This is a genomic window from Rahnella contaminans, from assembly GCF_011065485.1.
GTDB lineage: Bacteria > Pseudomonadota > Gammaproteobacteria > Enterobacterales > Enterobacteriaceae > Rahnella > Rahnella contaminans.
In genome coordinates this window covers 361,335-377,610 of record NZ_JAADJS010000002.1, presented here as the reverse complement: position 1 = coordinate 377,610, position 16,276 = coordinate 361,335, and the positions used below count along the sequence as shown (strand labels likewise).

Genomic DNA, 16,276 nt, shown 5'->3' with positions numbered 1-16,276 from the left:
ATGACCACTGAAACGTTAACCGTCGAACGCAGCGGAAAAGTCCACATCCCGGAAAACGACGCCGCACGTCGGGACGCCATGTTGCCGTCTGATTGCCCGCAAAATCATGCCGCCAATCTGCTGCCTTTGCCCGACGGCAGCCTGCTGTGTACGTGGTTTGCCGGAACTCAGGAAGGGATCGCGGACATCTCGATTTATCTTTCACGCCTGGAAAAAGGTGCGCAAGTCTGGAGCCAGCCAGTAAAACTCTCTGAAGATGCCAGCCGTTCCGAACAGAATCCGGTGCTGTTTCTCGCTCCTGATAATGTGCTTTGGCTGATGTACACCGCGCAGAAATCGGGGAATCAGGACACCGCCATTGTGCGTTTTCGTCAGTCGCAGGATCTGGGCAAAAGCTGGGGCGAAATTGGCACGCTGCTCGGTCAGCCCGGCACGTTTATTCGCCAGCCGGTAACGGTACTCGCGAACGGCGACTGGCTGCTGCCGGTGTTTTATTGCCGGACGCAACCTGGTGAAAAATGGGTCGGCAACAATGATGACAGCGCGGTCAAAATTTCCAGCGATAAAGGCAAAACCTGGCGCGATGTCGCTGTGCCGGAAAGCACCGGCTGCGTACACATGAATATTACGCCGCTGCACGACGGCAGCCTGCTGGCGTTGTACCGCAGCCGCTGGGCAGACTTCATCTATCAGAGCCGGTCTGTCGATGGCGGCAATACGTGGACTGCGCCGCAGCCGACGGGGCTGCCTAACAATAATTCGTCCATTCAGGTCACCACGCTCACCAACGGCCATCTGGCACTGGTGTTTAACAAGATGAGTGCGGCAGATGCCAGTGAACGTCGCGCGTCTTTGTATGATGAAATTGAAGATGAAGAAGACGATGCCCGCTCTGAAGCGCCGGTGGAAACCGGCGGTCGCAGCGCGTTCTGGGGCGCGCCGCGTGCGCCGATGACGCTGGCGATTTCTGAAGACGACGGCCGCACATGGCCTTACCAGCGCAATCTGGAAACCGGCGACGGCTACTGCATGACCAACAATTCGCAGCAAAAACTGAACCGTGAGTTCTCTTATCCGAGCATCAAACAGGGGCTGAACGGTGAACTTCACATCGCGTTTACCTGCTACCGTCAGGCGATCAAATACGTCTGCGTCGATGAATCCTGGGTAAAAGGCTGATCCCTCAGGCCCGCTGTCGCGGGCTTTTTTTATCAGGAGCTAAACATGATTACAGGTCATTTACAGGCGCTGGAACTGGCCACATTACCCGATGCACTTCGCCAGATCCTGACACTACCGGCGTGTTCACTGGACGCACTGCGCGCGCGGGAAGACGGGCGTTTTCAGCCGGAAGGCGCTGAGTGGTTTTGCACGATTGGCAACGCGAATACGTCACCGGCGGCGGAACGGCATACGGAATTTCATCGTGACTGGCTGGATATTCAGGTCGTGCTGGAAGGCGAGGAAATCATTGGTTTTGATACGCGAAACGTCACCGGGCAGCCCGCCACCGAACGGAAACCCGATCTGTTTATTCTTGAAAACCCTCAATTGCCGAAAGAGATTTTACTGCGCAGCGGGGATTTTGTGACGTTCGCCCCGGGCGAACCGCATCGCGCATTGTGTTGTACAGACCGCCCGGCCGTTGTGCGCAAAGCCGTTTTCAAAGTCCCGGCTTCGGCATTCAGGAGATAAGTCATGACCTCTGTTCCTGTCAGACATGCACTGGTGACCGGTTGCAGTTCAGGCATTGGCGAAACGGTGTGCCAGACACTGCTGGCACAGGGCTGGAAGGTGACCGGGCTGGCGCGCCGCGAGGTGAGTTTCCCGCACGCTAATTTCACCGGAATTGCACTCGATATCACCGATACGGCAAAACTGACCGCCCTGCTGGAAACGCTTTCCGGCGTTGACGCGCTGATCCACGCGGCGGGCATGATGAAAGCGGCGCCGCTGGGGCAACTGGATACGCAGGCCAGCACAGCACTGTGGCAGCTGCATGTTGGTGTTGCAGAAGTTCTGGCCAACCGGCTGGTGGACAAAATGCCGGACGGTGGCCGCATCGTATTGCTGGGCAGCCGCACTTCTTCCGGCGTTGCCGGTCGCAGTCAGTATGTCGCGACTAAATCGGCCATGTTCGGAATGGTGAGAAGCTGGGCGGCGGAGCTGGCACCGCGCGGGATTACCGTCAATATTGTTGCGCCCGGCGCGACGCAGACGCCTATGCTGGAAAATCCGCAACGCCAAAGTTCACCGCCGAAGCTGCCGCCAATTGGACGTTTTATCCAGCCGCAAGAAGTCGCCGACCTGGTTTGCTATTTACTCTCCCCTTCAGCATCGGCAATCACCGGCCAGCAATTAATTATTTGTGGCGGCGCATCGCTGTAACTCAATAAGCATTACTTAAGTAAAATAATGTAGCCGTCTTAAATACCGGCTACACTTCTTAAGGCAAATTAATATTTAAAACCCAATAAAATCCTTACTTAAACCAAATTATTCGATCAACGATCTGCGAATTAAGCTAAATTATAAAACTAATATACAGACTATAAATCAAATCAAACTTATATATCGCCATTAATTTAACTTACCGCAGATCAAAAGATCACTATTTTCTTAAAATTCGATAAATTCCTTTATCTATACCCCTCCGTTTATTAGCATCCCCCTATTGCTTACTAAGCAACCAGCTCCATCCACCAGAAAGCAGAAATAAAAAATGACAATGAGTAAATTAAAGACCGTATCCAGCCTGCTGGTCACGAGTTCTTTATTGGTTTCCGGGGTTTCCCGGGCCGGGGAAAGTTTGTTAAGCAATAATACTGAAGGGATGCGGCACTACGTCAGTTATGGTGCTGAATATTATAAGTGGGACGAATCCGTCGATAATATGGACGGTAAATATGTTGCTGAACACGGCCCGCGCCTGCGTGTTAATTTCGGATCCAATAATTATCTCGATACCCAAAGCGGCTTATTAAAAGCCTGGGATATGAGCGTGATGTTCGGGATCGTCCGCTATAAAGGCAGCACGCTGGACGATCAGGCCAATGTGCCGAACGGATCGCTGAAAGGCAAAACCTATTACACCGGCTACAGTGCGGATATGACGCGCGGTTATCGTTACCGGGCATCAGAGAGTGTGTCTTTTGATGTGAAAGGCGCACTCGGCGGCCAGGCATGGTTGCGAAATATCCGCTCTGACGATGTCTATATCGCCAGCGAAGATCGAACGCGACGCTATACCGCGGTTGAAGTGTCTTTGCAGCCTTATGCCAAAGCATCACTGGGCGCGAACTGGCAGATGACCGCCGATTCCCGTCTGAGTCTGGAAGGCGGGGCATTGTATCCGATTAAAACCTGGACACACAGTAATCAGGGTTCAGTCTGGCTGGAACCGAAATCTAAGCTCTCGCCATTCACCAGTCTGACCTGGAATATCAACGACGACGTCTTTGTGAAAGCCAGCTACGTGCATCAGAAATACGGTAAATCGGACGAAAAACAGGGTGACCTGAACGGAAGTACCGTGGGTTATTACCAGCCTGCGACCACCACGTCCACACTCGGCCTCGAAGTCGGTTTCTACTTTTAATGCATTCTCCTAAAGAGCCTGTTAAGTCGATTGTTGCGGTTTCCACCAACGCAACAATCGCTTATCTTTAAAGCCTTCTTCTTCTGAGGCTTACCTTTCCGATGGATCGTTTCGCAACGCTGTTTGGCGTTCTTGCCATTTTGCTGTGGAGCATGAGCGTGGCGCTCACCCGCAGTCTGTCTGAATCGCTGGGGCCTTTTGGCGCCGCCGCATCAATTTATACCGTCAGCGGGATTATGGTCTGGATGGCGGGCGGAAGACCGTCGCTGCGCGGAGAATCTGCGTCATATCTGATTGTCTGCGGCCTGCTGTTTATCTTTTATATGGTGGCGTTTTCACTGGCGATTGGTCTGGCACATACCCGCCAGCAGACGCTTGAACTCGGGCTGATTAATTATCTCTGGCCGAGCCTGACGCTGCTTTTTGCCGTTCCGTTATTAAAACTGCGGGTGCGCTGGTGGATCTGGCCGGGTGTCGTACTGGCTTTTACCGGCGTGCTGTGGGCGATCAGCGGCGGCCACGGGCTGGATATTCATCAGCTGATGCGTAACGTGCGCGGTAATCCGGTGGCCTACAGTCTGGCGCTGGGTGCCGCCGTTTCCTGGGCGCTGTATTCCAATCTGGTCCGCGTATTATGCAAGGGCAAAGGCGTGCTACCGCTGTTTCTGCTGGCGACCGGTGCGGTGCTGTGGGCGCTGTACTTCACGTATTCTTCGAATCGCATTAGCCTGACGCTACCGGCCATTCTGGAGTTGCTGGCGATGGGCGCGGTGACGGCAATATCTTATCAGTGCTGGGATCTGGCGATGAAAAAAGGCAATGCGACACTGGTCGCGGCGCTGTCGTACTTCACACCGCTCTCTTCGATTCTGATTGCCGGATTGTGGCTGCACACGTTGCCGGGCGCGAGTTTCTGGCCGGGCGTGCTGATGGTGGTCGGAGGTTCGCTGCTTTGCTGGACCGCCTCACGGGGAAAGTAAGTTTTACCGATAAGTCGTGACGAAAGCACGGTATTTGGCGAGGACTTGCAGAAAGTCCTCGACGCCGCAAAACGCCAGACTCTCTTCGTCGTAGTAGCTCATGCCCTCTTCAATCTCATCGCCGTCGAAATCCAGCTGGTTGGCGCGGATCATCACTTCGTCATCGGCCAGCAGCAACGTATATTCGTGGCCGACGCGCTGGGTCTGCCGTTCGCTGCCTTTGAGCGCGGCCAGCTCAGCTTCGACAGCATCCAGCACCGTCAGATCGCCCTTCACTTCTTCATTCAGCCAGTGACCAAGCACTTCGTGGCCCATAGAAAAGCGCACTTTGACCTCACCGGTAATATCGCGCAGAAAATCGTAATCCATCATGCCGTCCTTAAATATCATCAAAAGCCACTCATACCTGCTGCATGATACCAATAAAAAAGGCGGAATTTCTTCCGCCTTTCCAGTTTCTGAACCCCGGAGAAGATTAATCCACGGTCAGGCTGACGCTGACTTCATAGGAGAAGGATGGCTTCGTGCTTAACCAGTTTACCCCCGCAAAGCGGATGACACCCCGATAAACACCGGCAGGCAGGCCCGGATTGTCCGCTGATGAATAGTTCAATATAGCGTGAGTACCCGGCCCAGCGTCACAAGAGACAGCTGAGTTGAACGTACGAGTCGTACAATAAGACTGCCGCATGCCACCAAAGGTGACGACCACCTCGTTTCCGTGTTGGTCAGTCAGCGGCGTTGTCAGCGGCGAATTTGTATTTGCCGCGCCAGACCACACCAGAGACGATGGGCCGGTAGTCGGCGACACCGCGATAAAACCTAACTCATTGTAAGCCGTAAATAACGGGGTCGTATATTTACCGGAAGCGCCGCTGACTGCCCAGTCCACATTAAATGAACCGATGAATGTCGTTAACGCCGATTTAGAACTTGTGCCGTACGTGGCTGTTACCGTCGCATCCCCTTCTTCGGTACCCGAAATCGTCATAGTGGCTACGCCGGACGCGTTGGCCACGCTGGTGCTTTGTCCCAGTGTATTGCGCGTAGTTGCCCAGTTAACTGTCACATTGGGGATCGGATTACCCGTTGCATCCTTCACCGTGGCAGTAAATGTCGTCACGTCGTTGCCGTTATTGGAAACAACCGGCCGGTCCAGCGTCAGTGTGGCAATTTCCGCCGTCCTGAGGTCGGCAATATAGCTCACCTCACCTGCACTTGCGGTTTGCTGCTGCTGGCTGAGCGTTGCTGTCATAATCGCCGTACCGGCTTTGAGCGAAGTGCCTGTCACTGTCGTCGTGCCCGCCTGCGTAGTTTGCGTATTACTGCCCGCCAGAATCACGTTCGGATTATTGCCACTCCAGTCTACGCTGACTGCATTCACCGGGTTGTTGTTGGCATCTTTAACCGTTGCCGTCCAGGAGATAACATCCGTGCCATTCGCCAGCGCCTGAGTTTTATCAGAGGCAAGGGTCAGCTGCGCGGTATTGGCATCAGCCACTATATCTACCGGCAATGTTTTCTGACTGCTGCCGGTGCTGGCGGTCACAACGGTATTTTGCGCCAGTGTTGAGATCAGCGTAGCCGTCGCTACGCCGTTGACATCCGTCACTCCGGATACCGGCGTTAAAACACCTGCCGCATTGTCACTGCTCCAGGTGACCTGCGCCCCCTGAACCGGATGATTATTAGCATCCAGCACCGTTGCGGTCAGGCCGACCGTGTCTTTACCCGCCACTACGGACGCAGTTTTGTCCGCGACCAGCGAATTTATCGTCGCGCTGGCTACGTCTGCCGTAAATGACAAGGTTGAGGACGTTATACTGGCGGCGTTAAACGACGCTTTCACGGTGTAATCCGTGACCTCTGAAGAGGTTAACCGGATAGTGCTTATACCTTGCGCATTGGTTTTAGTACTGCTGGCTGACGCCGTACCGCCGGTCGGGCTCGCCAGCCAATCGATATCAGCATCCGCCAGCGGATTACCGTTAGCGTCCGTTAACGTTGAACTCAGGGTGATAACATCGGTGCCATTTGCCACTGCCTGAGTTTTATCAGCAGACATCGCGCTAAACTGCGCCGTACTCACATCCGCATTAAATGACGCTGCGGGCGCGATGCTGGCGGTGCCGCCCGGCAGTTGCGCCGAAATAACCACGTCGCCGGCATGAACAGTCGAGACACTCACCTGCGCCTGCCCCTGTGCATCGGTGTTGACGGTGCTGGCGGAAAGCTGCGCAGTGGGCTGATCGCTGCTCCAGCTGACCGGTGCATTCTGTACTTTGTTGCCGTTAGCATCAGTCACCGTCAGGGTGTAGGTGACGGCGTCGGTGCCGTTAGCCAGCGCCTGCGTTTTGTCCTGCTCAAGCCCGGTAATATTCATGCTGGCACTGTCGGCAGTAAATGAGATGAGGTCGGTCATTTTGGCTTCTGTTGTTCCGGCGCGGGCAGAGACTTTCACGTCACCCGCCACCTGTGAAGCCAGCGTGATTTGCGCGTTCCCCAGTTCGTCCGTCGAACCTTGCAGCGCACTCAGCGTTGCACTCCCCTGCTCCACTTTCCAGTCAACGGTTGCGCCTTGCAGCGGCTGATTTTGGGCATTCACCACACTCGCGATCAGCGTGACTTTATCGGCATTATTTGCCGTTGCCTGCATTTTGTCCGCGTTCAGGCTCATCACCTGCGCAGTGGAAGCATCGGCGCCAAAGCTCAGCGGTTCACTTTGCAGTACACTCCCTCCCTCGATCGTCGCGCTGACCCGTGTATCCACAACGTTCAGACTGCTGACCGTCACTGTGGCTATACCCTTTTCATCGGTCGTACTTTGTGGCGCTGACAGCCCGATGGCGGCATTATCCGCCTTCCAGGAGACAGTGACGCCCTGATCTGGCAAGCCTTCTGCCGTCAGCACCTCAGCCGTCAGGGTGACCGTGTCGGTGCCATTTGCCAGCGCCAGGGTTTTCGATGCGCTCAGCGAACTTAACGAAGGCCAGACCTGCGCATTTTGCAGCACTATTTGCGCGGTTTGCAGGGCATTTTTACCGCTGACCATCGGGGTTATATCAGCAGTCCCCGCGACATTGCCGCTGGTAAAGGTCGCGAGATAAACGCCGGGCGCTGATTCGCTGAAGTTAGAAATAAGGGGGTTTTTCACTGCAGTTTGGGACGCTGTGCCGGCACTGGTGGCCGGTGTTAACTTCACAGTAGCCGCCAGTTGCGGAGCAATGGCGGTCACCGGTAACTGATCGGCGCCGGTAATACGCAGTGTCACTGTGGAGGTGCTGATGCCATCGGCCAGTAACGTATCGGGGCTGACCGTGGTGGAAGACAGCCATGTCGCCGCGTCATAGCCTGTCACGTAGACTTCCATTTCGCTATTGTTCGAGCCGTTGCCTTTGGCGTCAAAGGCTTTACCTCTGACGATGTAATGATTGTTCACCCCGCCGTACTGATAATTTGGCAACGTGATGCTGTACTGGCCAGAATGTTTATCTTCGGTAATTTTACCGCCGTGTTGCAGGAGTTCATCCGCCTGCCAGTCAATACGATCCAGTCCGTACTTGCTGTTAACCACAACAGAAATCGGGAAGCTGGCGCTTTCTGCGCCTTCGATTCTGGCGGGTAAACCCAGCGAAATCAGATCCTGTTTGCGATAATCCAGCACAATCGTGTTGTTACGGTTGACCAGATCCATACGACTACCGAGCAGCGAGCGCTTCACCGCCACCTGTGACGCATCCAGCTGCTTGTCGAGACTGACGCCCGGTGCATAACTGAAACTCAGGTTAAACTGAGTATCCTGCGTATCGCCTTTGCCCATTTTCTGGCTAACGCCTGCCGTCATGAGCGTAAACGGCGTGTAGTTCAGACCGACAGTGACCGCATAAGGGTCTTTCTGACGGTTATCTTCATCGTTAAACAGATCAACGTTATCGCCGTAGTACTTCTCAAATATCACGCTTGCGCCAAGCTGTGGCCACGCAGGTAAATAACCTTCAGTGCGGATATCAAAGCCATTGGCCGCGCGCTCGTCATAATCCTGAAAGCGCTCAGATGCCATCCATTCAGTGAGACGCAGGTAACCATTGGCGGATATTTTTAAATAATCCCAACCTAATTCGCCGCCAACGCCCATACGCTGATGATGATTTTGCGATAACTGACGGTCATAGAATGTATTTGCGCCCCACATCCAGCGCTCATTGAAATGACGATACCCCACACCCGCATTGATAATATCTCGATCGTCCGCGCGGCGGCCGCCCAGCTGAGTAAATAACAGGTTAGTTTTGTCGTCGTATATCGGTAACAGAATGTCTAATTCCACCTCTTCCAGAGAGAAATTATTATCTGCTGAAACTTTTACGCGTGCTGTGCCAAATTGATTCAGCCAGGACTCAACGCTTTGCGCCGCTTTGCCAGCAGCCCCCGAAGCCACCATACCTTTCAAGGCATCGCCTGACGACTCACCGGAAAGCAACGCACCAGACTGAGCGGCAAGCCCTGCCAGCGAAGCATCCTGTTCGCTGTCGGGAGTCACACCGGAGGCAGAAGGCGTGCCGGTATTATTGCCAGAGGGTAATTTTTCACCCGGCATTTGCCCGGCGACGGCAGGGGGATTGGTTTCAGCAACGGCTTCAAAAGAAAAGGCATACACGCATAGAGAAGAATAAAAAAACTGAACACCAATTTGTAAAAAGCAAATTATTTTTGAGGCGCGCATTGTTTATTTCACTTTATAGTTTTCGATGAAAGCGAAATAAATTGCAGACTGCAGCTATAGTTCGCGGGGAACTAAATTTAAATGATAAAATATTTTGTTACTACTTAATGAATACTTTAGTAAAACAAAAACATTATTAAAATCAATGTGCAATTGAAATTATTAATATAATACCCCATTTAATATAACAAAATGGATTCATAAAAAAAGGGAGACCTAAGCCTCCCTTAAATTAGCGCAGTGAATGTTTACTAGTCAGACTGCGGTCTGGAAAATCACACCGTCAGCTTTATCGGTATATTCACTCAGTTTGTCGAAGTTCAGATAACGGTAAGTATCCACCGCTGTCTTATCGACTTCAGCCATATAGCCGAGATATTCTTCCGGCGTTGGCAGGCGCCCCAGCAAAGACGCGATAGCCGCCAGTTCAGCGGAGGCGAGATAAACATTGGCGCCGTTGCCCAGACGGTTCGGGAAGTTACGCGTTGAAGTGGAAACCACGGTCGAACCGTCGGCTACTCGCGCCTGGTTACCCATACACAGTGAACAGCCCGGAATTTCAACACGCGCACCGCTCTTACCAAAGACGCTGTAATAGCCTTCTTCTGTCAGCTGCGCGGCGTCCATTTTGGTCGGTGGTGCAACCCACAGACGGGTTGGCAACGCGCCTTTATGGCTGTCGAGCAGTTTACCGGCGGCACGGAAGTGACCGATGTTGGTCATGCACGAACCGATGAATACTTCATCGATTTTGCTGTTCTGTACGGAAGACAGCAGACGTGCGTCATCCGGATCGTTCGGCGCACAAAGAATTGGCTCTTTGATGTCCGCCAGATCGATTTCGATGATCGCTGCGTATTCCGCATCCGCATCGGCTTCGAGCAGGCTTGGATTCGCCAGCCACTCTTCCATGCCTTTAATGCGGCGCTCAATGGTACGACGATCGCCGTAACCTTCAGAGATCATCCACTTCAGCAGCACGATGTTAGAGCTCAGGTATTCTTTGATTGGCGCCTGATCCAGTTTGATCGTACAACCGGCCGCTGAACGTTCTGCGGACGCATCCGCCAGTTCAAATGCCTGTTCAACTTTCAGTTCCGGCAAGCCTTCGATTTCCAGAATACGGCCAGAGAAGAGGTTTTTCTTACCCTTCTTCTCAACGGTCAGATGACCTTCTTTGATGGCGTAGTAAGGGATGGCATGGACCAGATCACGCAGGGTGATACCCGGCTGCATTTCACCTTTGAAACGCACCAGAACGGATTCTGGCATATCCAGCGGCATTACGCCGGTCGCTGCGGCAAACGCCACCAGACCGGAGCCCGCAGGGAACGAAATCCCAATCGGGAAGCGGGTATGGGAGTCACCGCCGGTACCGACAGTGTCCGGCAGCAGCATTCGGTTCAGCCACGAGTGGATGATACCGTCACCTGGACGCAGGGAAACACCGCCGCGGTTCATAATGAAGTCCGGCAGCGTGTGGTGCGTGGTCACGTCAACCGGCTTAGGATACGCGGCGGTATGACAGAATGACTGCATCACTAAATCAGCCGAGAAACCCAGGCACGCCAGGTCTTTCAGCTCGTCACGGGTCATCGGGCCGGTGGTATCCTGAGAACCCACAGACGTCATTTTTGGTTCGCAATATTCGTTTGGACGAATACCGGCAACGCCACAGGCGCGCCCCACCATTTTCTGCGCCAGCGAGAAGCCTCTGTTGCTCTTAGCAACCGGCTTCGCGATGCGGAATACTTCGCTCTGAGGCAGTTTCAGCGATTCACGGGCTTTGGTGGTTAAACCACGTCCGATGATCAGCGGAATACGGCCCCCGGCGCGAACTTCGTCCAGCAGAACGTCAGTTTTCAGTTCGAAAGTGGCAATCACCTGACCGGTTTCGTGGTTACGGACTTCACCTTTGTACGGATAGATGTCGATCACATCGCCCATATTGAGGTTAGAAACATCCACTTCAATCGGCAACGCACCGGCATCTTCCATGGTGTTAAAGAAGATTGGCGCAATTTTGCCGCCCAGCACTACGCCGCCGCCGCGCTTGTTCGGCACATGAGGGATATCGTCGCCCATGAACCACAGCACAGAGTTTGTCGCAGATTTACGGGAAGAGCCGGTACCGACCACGTCACCGACATAGGCCAGCGGGAAGCCTTTTTTGTTCAGTTCTTCGATCTGTTTGATCGGGCCGACGCTGCCAGGTTGATCCGGGTGAATACCTTCGCGTTCGTTTTTCAGCATTGCCAGCGCGTGCAATGGAATATCTGGACGGGACCAGGCATCCGGAGCCGGTGACAAATCATCGGTGTTGGTTTCGCCGGTCACCTTGAAGACGGTGACGGTGATTTTTTCAGCCAGCTGCGGGCGTGAAAGATACCATTCGGCATCAGCCCATGACTGCAAAATCTTCTTAGCGTGTTCGTTGCCTGCATGCGCTTTTTCTTCCACATCGTAGAAGTTATCGAACATCAGCAGCGTATGGGACAACGCTTTGGCGGCAATTGGCGCCAGCGTTTCGTTTTCAAGTGCGTCGATCAGCGGATGAATGTTGTAGCCACCTTGCATGGTGCCTAACAGTTCAATGGCTTTTTCAGGAGTGACCAACGGGGAGGTAGTTTCGCCTTTGGCGACGGCAGCCAGGAATCCGGCTTTTACATAGGCGGCTTCGTCAACGCCCGGCGGAACACGATTAATCAGCAGGTCTAACAGAGTTTCTTCTTCGCCTTTTGGCGGATTTTTCAGGGACTCAACCAACGCTGCCATCTGTGAAGCATCAAGTGGCTTAGGGACGATGCCCTCTGCAGCACGCTCGGCTACGTGCTTACGGTATTCTTCTAGCACGACTTTCTCCTCGCTCTCATTGTCATTTATTATGCCTGGCTTCCATCATCAGCATCACGTCATGCCTGTAGGGACAGGGAAATTCAAGCTGTCTGATGAATCGGGGACACTGCGGGTAAGAGGGTTTCTTGATCGGAAACTTTACGTCCTGAACCTGAGCACAGTGCCCTTTAGCGCCGAAGCAGCATAGCAGGATTTTGCCCGCTTGTTAATTCGTTCACATAAAAGCAACATTAAATCTTTGCTGAATCGTTGAGCACAGACGGATCGGCTGTTCATCCCAATTCGCCTTCTAGATCATCACAACAACCTTATTGGCACAAGGGAATAAATGGTCGAAAAGGGAGAAAAAAGGCACAAAAAAACCGTCTCAAAAAACGGTCGATTTGTATTCCCAAAGTGTTAGCAGGCACCGGGGGAATCTGGACAATTAAGCGCTACAGAGCGATTGCATAGTGACCCAAAAAACGCGCAAAAAACACCCCCGAAAATAGTCTTTGCGAGATGCTTTCCAAAATATCGGGCGCCGTTTTTCAGACATAAAAAAACGGCACCTTTCGGTGCCGTTCTCAAACCGTTAAAGCTGAATTATTTCTTTTTCGCTTTAGGGTTTGGCAGGTCGGTAATGCTGCCTTCGTAGATTTCTGCTGCCAGACCCACGGACTCATGCAGAGTCGGGTGAGCATGGATGGTCAGCGCGATATCTTCTGCATCACAACCCATTTCGATTGCCAGACCAATTTCGCCCAGCAGCTCGCCGCCGTTAGTCCCGACAATCGCACCACCGATAACACGGTGAGATTCTTTGTCGAAGATCAGTTTGGTCATACCGTCTGCACAATCGGAAGCGATAGCACGGCCAGAAGCTGCCCACGGGAAGGTGGCGGTTTCGTAGCTGATGCCTTTTTCTTTCGCTTCTTTCTCAGTCAGGCCAACCCAGGCAACTTCTGGCTCAGTGTAGGCAATTGACGGAATGACTTTCGGATCGAAGTAGTGTTTTTTACCGGAGATAACTTCGGCTGCCACGTGACCTTCGTGAACACCTTTGTGTGCCAGCATTGGCTGACCGACGATGTCGCCGATAGCAAAGATGTGTGGCACGTTGGTACGCATTTGTTTGTCGACGTGGATGAAGCCACGGTCGTCAACTTCGATACCCGCAGCGCCGGCTTCCAGCAGCTTACCGTTAGGTACGCGACCGATTGCCACCAGCACAGCGTCATAACGCTGTGGTTCGGCTGGCGCTTTTTTGCCTTCCATGGTGACGTAAATGCCATCTTCTTTGGCTTCTACGGCAGTCACTTTGGTTTCCAGCATCAGATTGAATTGCTTGCTGATTTTCTTGGTGAAGACTTTCACCACATCTTTATCAGCCGCAGGGATAACCTGATCGAACATTTCTACCACGTCAATCTGAGAACCCAGCGCGTGGTAAACGGTGCCCATTTCCAGACCGATGATGCCGCCACCCATAACGAGCAGACGCTCAGGGACGGTTTTCAGTTCCAGTGCGTCGGTGGAATCCCATACGCGCGGGTCATCATGAGGAATGAATGGCAGTTTGATTGGACGGGAACCCGCCGCAATGATGGCATTGTCGAAAGTGATAGTCGTTGGACCATTTTCGCCTTCAACAACCAGAGTATTTGCACCGGTAAATTTGCCCAAGCCGTTAACGACTTTGACTTTACGGCCTTTCGCCATACCTGCCAGACCACCGGTCAGCTGGTTGATGACTTTCTCTTTCCAGAGACGCACTTTATCGATATCGGTTTTCGGCTCACCGAAAACAATACCGTGTTCTGCCAGAGCTTTTGCTTCAGAAATAACTTTAGCAACGTGCAGCAGAGCTTTAGAAGGGATACAGCCAACGTTCAGGCACACGCCACCCAGGGTGGAATAACGTTCAACCAGAACGGTCTCAAGACCTAAATCAGCGCAACGGAAAGCAGCAGAATAGCCTGCAGGGCCCGCCCCAAGTACCACGACCTGAGTTTTAATTTCAGTACTCATCATGACCTCTTAATTTATTTCCGGCGGGTCAGACGTCATTTTTATGCTGCAACGCCCATCATCCACCGGGTCGTTCTATCCGCCCGCAGTTTACAAAATTGTTAACAAATTTGAAACAACAAACGGCATACGATTTGTGCTTAGCCCCGGAAAATCTCAAACAGCATGAAGAGATTATCAGAAAAAAGCCGGCCGTTTGGCCGGCTTTTCGCTTACATCACCAGGCGGCGAATGTCAGACAACACGTTATTGATGATGGTGATGAAACGCGCACCATCGGCACCGTCAATCACACGGTGGTCGAAGGAGAGCGACATTGGCATCATCAGACGCGGTACGAACTCTTTACCGTTCCAGACCGGTTCCATCGCAGACTTGGAGACACCGAGGATGGCCACTTCAGGCGCGTTGACGATTGGCGCGAAGTGGGTCGTCCCGATACCACCGAGGCTGGAGATAGTGAAGCAACCGCCCTGCATTTCGCCAGCAGTCAGCTTACCGTCACGGGCTTTCTTGGAGATAGCCATCAGCTCACGGGACAGCTCAGCGATACCTTTCTTGTTCACGTCTTTGAAGACAGGAACAACCAGGCCGTTAGGCGTATCTACCGCCACACCGATGTTGATGTATTTTTTCAGCGTCAGTTTCTGACCATCTTCAGACAGTGAACTGTTGAAACGTGGCATCTGCTCAAGTGCTGCGGCAACGGCTTTCATGATGAAGACCACTGGCGTGAATTTCACGTCCAGTTTGCGTTTCGCGGCTTCGTCATTTTGCTGTTTACGGAACGCTTCCAGCTCAGTGATATCGGTTTTGTCGAAGTGCGTAACGTGCGGGATCATCACCCAGTTACGGCTCAGGTTTGCACCGGAGATTTTCTGGATACGGCCCAGTTCCACTTCTTCGATTTCGCCGAACTTGCTGAAGTCCACTTTCGGCCAAGGCAGCATGCCCGGAATACCGCCGCCAGTGGCAGCAGCCGGAGCGGCTTCAGCGCGTTTGACCGCGTCTTTCACGTAAGTCTGAACGTCTTCGCGCAGGATGCGACCTTTACGGCCTGTCCCTTTCACTTTCGCCAGATTAACGCCGAATTCACGGGCCAGGCGGCGGATAACCGGCGTGGCGTGAACGTAAGCGTCGTTCTCAGCAAATTCGCCTTTGCTTTCAGCTTTAGCTGTTGCCGGAGCCGCCGCTTTCTGTTCCTGTTTTGCAGGAGCAGCCGCTTCTTCTTTCTTAGCCGCCGGAGCAGCAGGCGCAGCGCCTTCAACTTCGAAGACCATGATCAGAGAGCCGGTGCTGACTTTGTCGCCCGCAGCGATTTTGATTTCTTTCACGGTACCCGCGAACGGAGCCGGGACTTCCATTGAAGCTTTGTCGCCTTCAACGGTGATCAGTGATTGTTCTGCACTGATTTTGTCGCCGACTTTTACCATGATTTCAGTGACTTCAACTTCGTCACCACCGATATCAGGCACGTTCACTTCTTTGCTGCCGGACTGAGCCGGTGCAGCAGGTGCCGCGTCTGATTTGGCTTCTGCCGCTGCCGGTGCTGCTGCACCGGAGCCTGCAACTTCGAAGACCATGATCAGAGAACCGGTGCTGACTTTGTCGCCCGCAGCGATTTTGATTTCTTTGACTTTGCCCGCGAACGGAGCAGGGACTTCCATAGAAGCTTTGTCGCCTTCTACGGTGATCAGCGATTGTTCAGCTGACACGGTGTCGCCCACTTTGACCATGATCTCGGTGACTTCAACTTCGTCGCCACCGATATCTGGCACGTTCACTTCTTTGCTTTCGCTGGAAGCAGGTGCGGCAGCAGCAGGTTTGTCTTCTGCTTTCGCTTCCTGTTTCGCAGGTGCTGCATCAGCAGCACCGTCAGCGGCTTCGAAGATCATGATCAGTTTGCCGGTTTCGACGGTATCGCCGACCGCAACTTTAATTTCTTTGACCACGCCTGCTTGTGGAGAAGGCACTTCCATAGAAGCTTTATCGCCTTCAACGGTGATCAGCGATTGTTCAACTTCGACTTTATCGCCCACCTTCACCATGATTTCGGTGACTTCCACTGCATCTGCACCGATGTCCGGTACGTTAATTTCAATAGCCATC

Annotated in this window: 10 protein-coding genes; 5 read left to right on the top strand and 5 right to left on the bottom strand. The window is 53.1% G+C overall.

Annotated features, from left to right (window positions below; genetic code table 11):
• The 5 genes from GW579_RS10845 (at position 1) to yddG (ending at position 4,578) form a co-directional block, all read left to right on the top strand.
• A complete protein-coding gene (locus tag GW579_RS10845; protein WP_152325098.1) occupies positions 1–1,179 on the top strand; it encodes a sialidase family protein in 1,179 nt (392 codons plus the stop codon).
• A 45-nt stretch (positions 1,180–1,224) separates the two neighbouring features.
• Positions 1,225–1,695, top strand: coding sequence for a NanQ anomerase/TabA/YiaL family protein (locus GW579_RS10840; RefSeq protein WP_165059030.1), 471 nt, complete (start codon positions 1,225–1,227; stop codon positions 1,693–1,695).
• A gap of 3 nt (positions 1,696–1,698) precedes the next feature.
• Entirely contained in the window at positions 1,699–2,388 is a 690-nt protein-coding gene (locus GW579_RS10835) for an SDR family NAD(P)-dependent oxidoreductase (protein WP_152325100.1), read from the top strand.
• A 340-nt stretch (positions 2,389–2,728) separates the two neighbouring features.
• Positions 2,729–3,598, top strand: coding sequence for a hypothetical protein (locus GW579_RS10830; protein WP_235937363.1), 870 nt, complete (start codon positions 2,729–2,731; stop codon positions 3,596–3,598).
• A 101-nt stretch (positions 3,599–3,699) separates the two neighbouring features.
• The gene (yddG, locus tag GW579_RS10825) at positions 3,700–4,578 is read left to right on the top strand and encodes an aromatic amino acid DMT transporter YddG (protein WP_152325102.1); all 879 of its coding nucleotides are present in this window, start codon (positions 3,700–3,702) and stop codon (positions 4,576–4,578) included.
• 3 nt (positions 4,579–4,581) lie between these two features.
• Here yddG and yacL read toward each other — a convergent pair whose 3' ends face one another.
• The 5 genes from yacL to aceF all read right to left on the bottom strand — a co-directional run bounded on the left by yacL (position 4,582) and on the right by aceF (position 16,275).
• Complete coding sequence (gene yacL, locus GW579_RS10820; RefSeq protein ID WP_152325361.1) at positions 4,582–4,947, bottom strand: protein YacL; 366 nt, start codon at positions 4,945–4,947, stop codon at positions 4,582–4,584.
• Between the two features lie 106 nt (positions 4,948–5,053).
• A complete protein-coding gene (locus tag GW579_RS10815) occupies positions 5,054–9,235 on the bottom strand; it encodes an Ig-like domain-containing protein (RefSeq protein ID WP_165059028.1) in 4,182 nt (1,393 codons plus the stop codon).
• A gap of 321 nt (positions 9,236–9,556) precedes the next feature.
• The gene (gene acnB, locus GW579_RS10810; RefSeq protein ID WP_152325104.1) at positions 9,557–12,154 is read right to left on the bottom strand and encodes a bifunctional aconitate hydratase 2/2-methylisocitrate dehydratase; all 2,598 of its coding nucleotides are present in this window, start codon (positions 12,152–12,154) and stop codon (positions 9,557–9,559) included.
• Positions 12,155–12,742: 588 nt separating this feature from the next.
• Complete coding sequence (gene lpdA, locus GW579_RS10805) at positions 12,743–14,167, bottom strand: dihydrolipoyl dehydrogenase (protein ID WP_165059027.1); 1,425 nt, start codon at positions 14,165–14,167, stop codon at positions 12,743–12,745.
• Between the two features lie 212 nt (positions 14,168–14,379).
• A complete protein-coding gene (gene aceF, locus GW579_RS10800) occupies positions 14,380–16,275 on the bottom strand; it encodes a pyruvate dehydrogenase complex dihydrolipoyllysine-residue acetyltransferase (protein WP_165059025.1) in 1,896 nt (631 codons plus the stop codon).
• Between the last annotated feature and the right edge of the window lies 1 nt (position 16,276).

Coding starts and splice junctions, on each gene's coding strand:
- GW579_RS10840 (WP_165059030.1), top strand. CDS start 1,225: ATGATTACAGGTCATTTACAGGCGCTGGAACTGGCCACATTACCCGAT.
- lpdA (WP_165059027.1), bottom strand. CDS start 14,167: ATGAGTACTGAAATTAAAACTCAGGTCGTGGTACTTGGGGCGGGCCCT.
- yacL (WP_152325361.1), bottom strand. CDS start 4,947: ATGGATTACGATTTTCTGCGCGATATTACCGGTGAGGTCAAAGTGCGC.
- GW579_RS10835 (WP_152325100.1), top strand. CDS start 1,699: ATGACCTCTGTTCCTGTCAGACATGCACTGGTGACCGGTTGCAGTTCA.
- aceF (WP_165059025.1), bottom strand. CDS start 16,275: ATGGCTATTGAAATTAACGTACCGGACATCGGTGCAGATGCAGTGGAA.
- GW579_RS10845 (WP_152325098.1), top strand. CDS start 1: ATGACCACTGAAACGTTAACCGTCGAACGCAGCGGAAAAGTCCACATC.
- GW579_RS10830 (WP_235937363.1), top strand. CDS start 2,729: ATGAGTAAATTAAAGACCGTATCCAGCCTGCTGGTCACGAGTTCTTTA.
- yddG (WP_152325102.1), top strand. CDS start 3,700: ATGGATCGTTTCGCAACGCTGTTTGGCGTTCTTGCCATTTTGCTGTGG.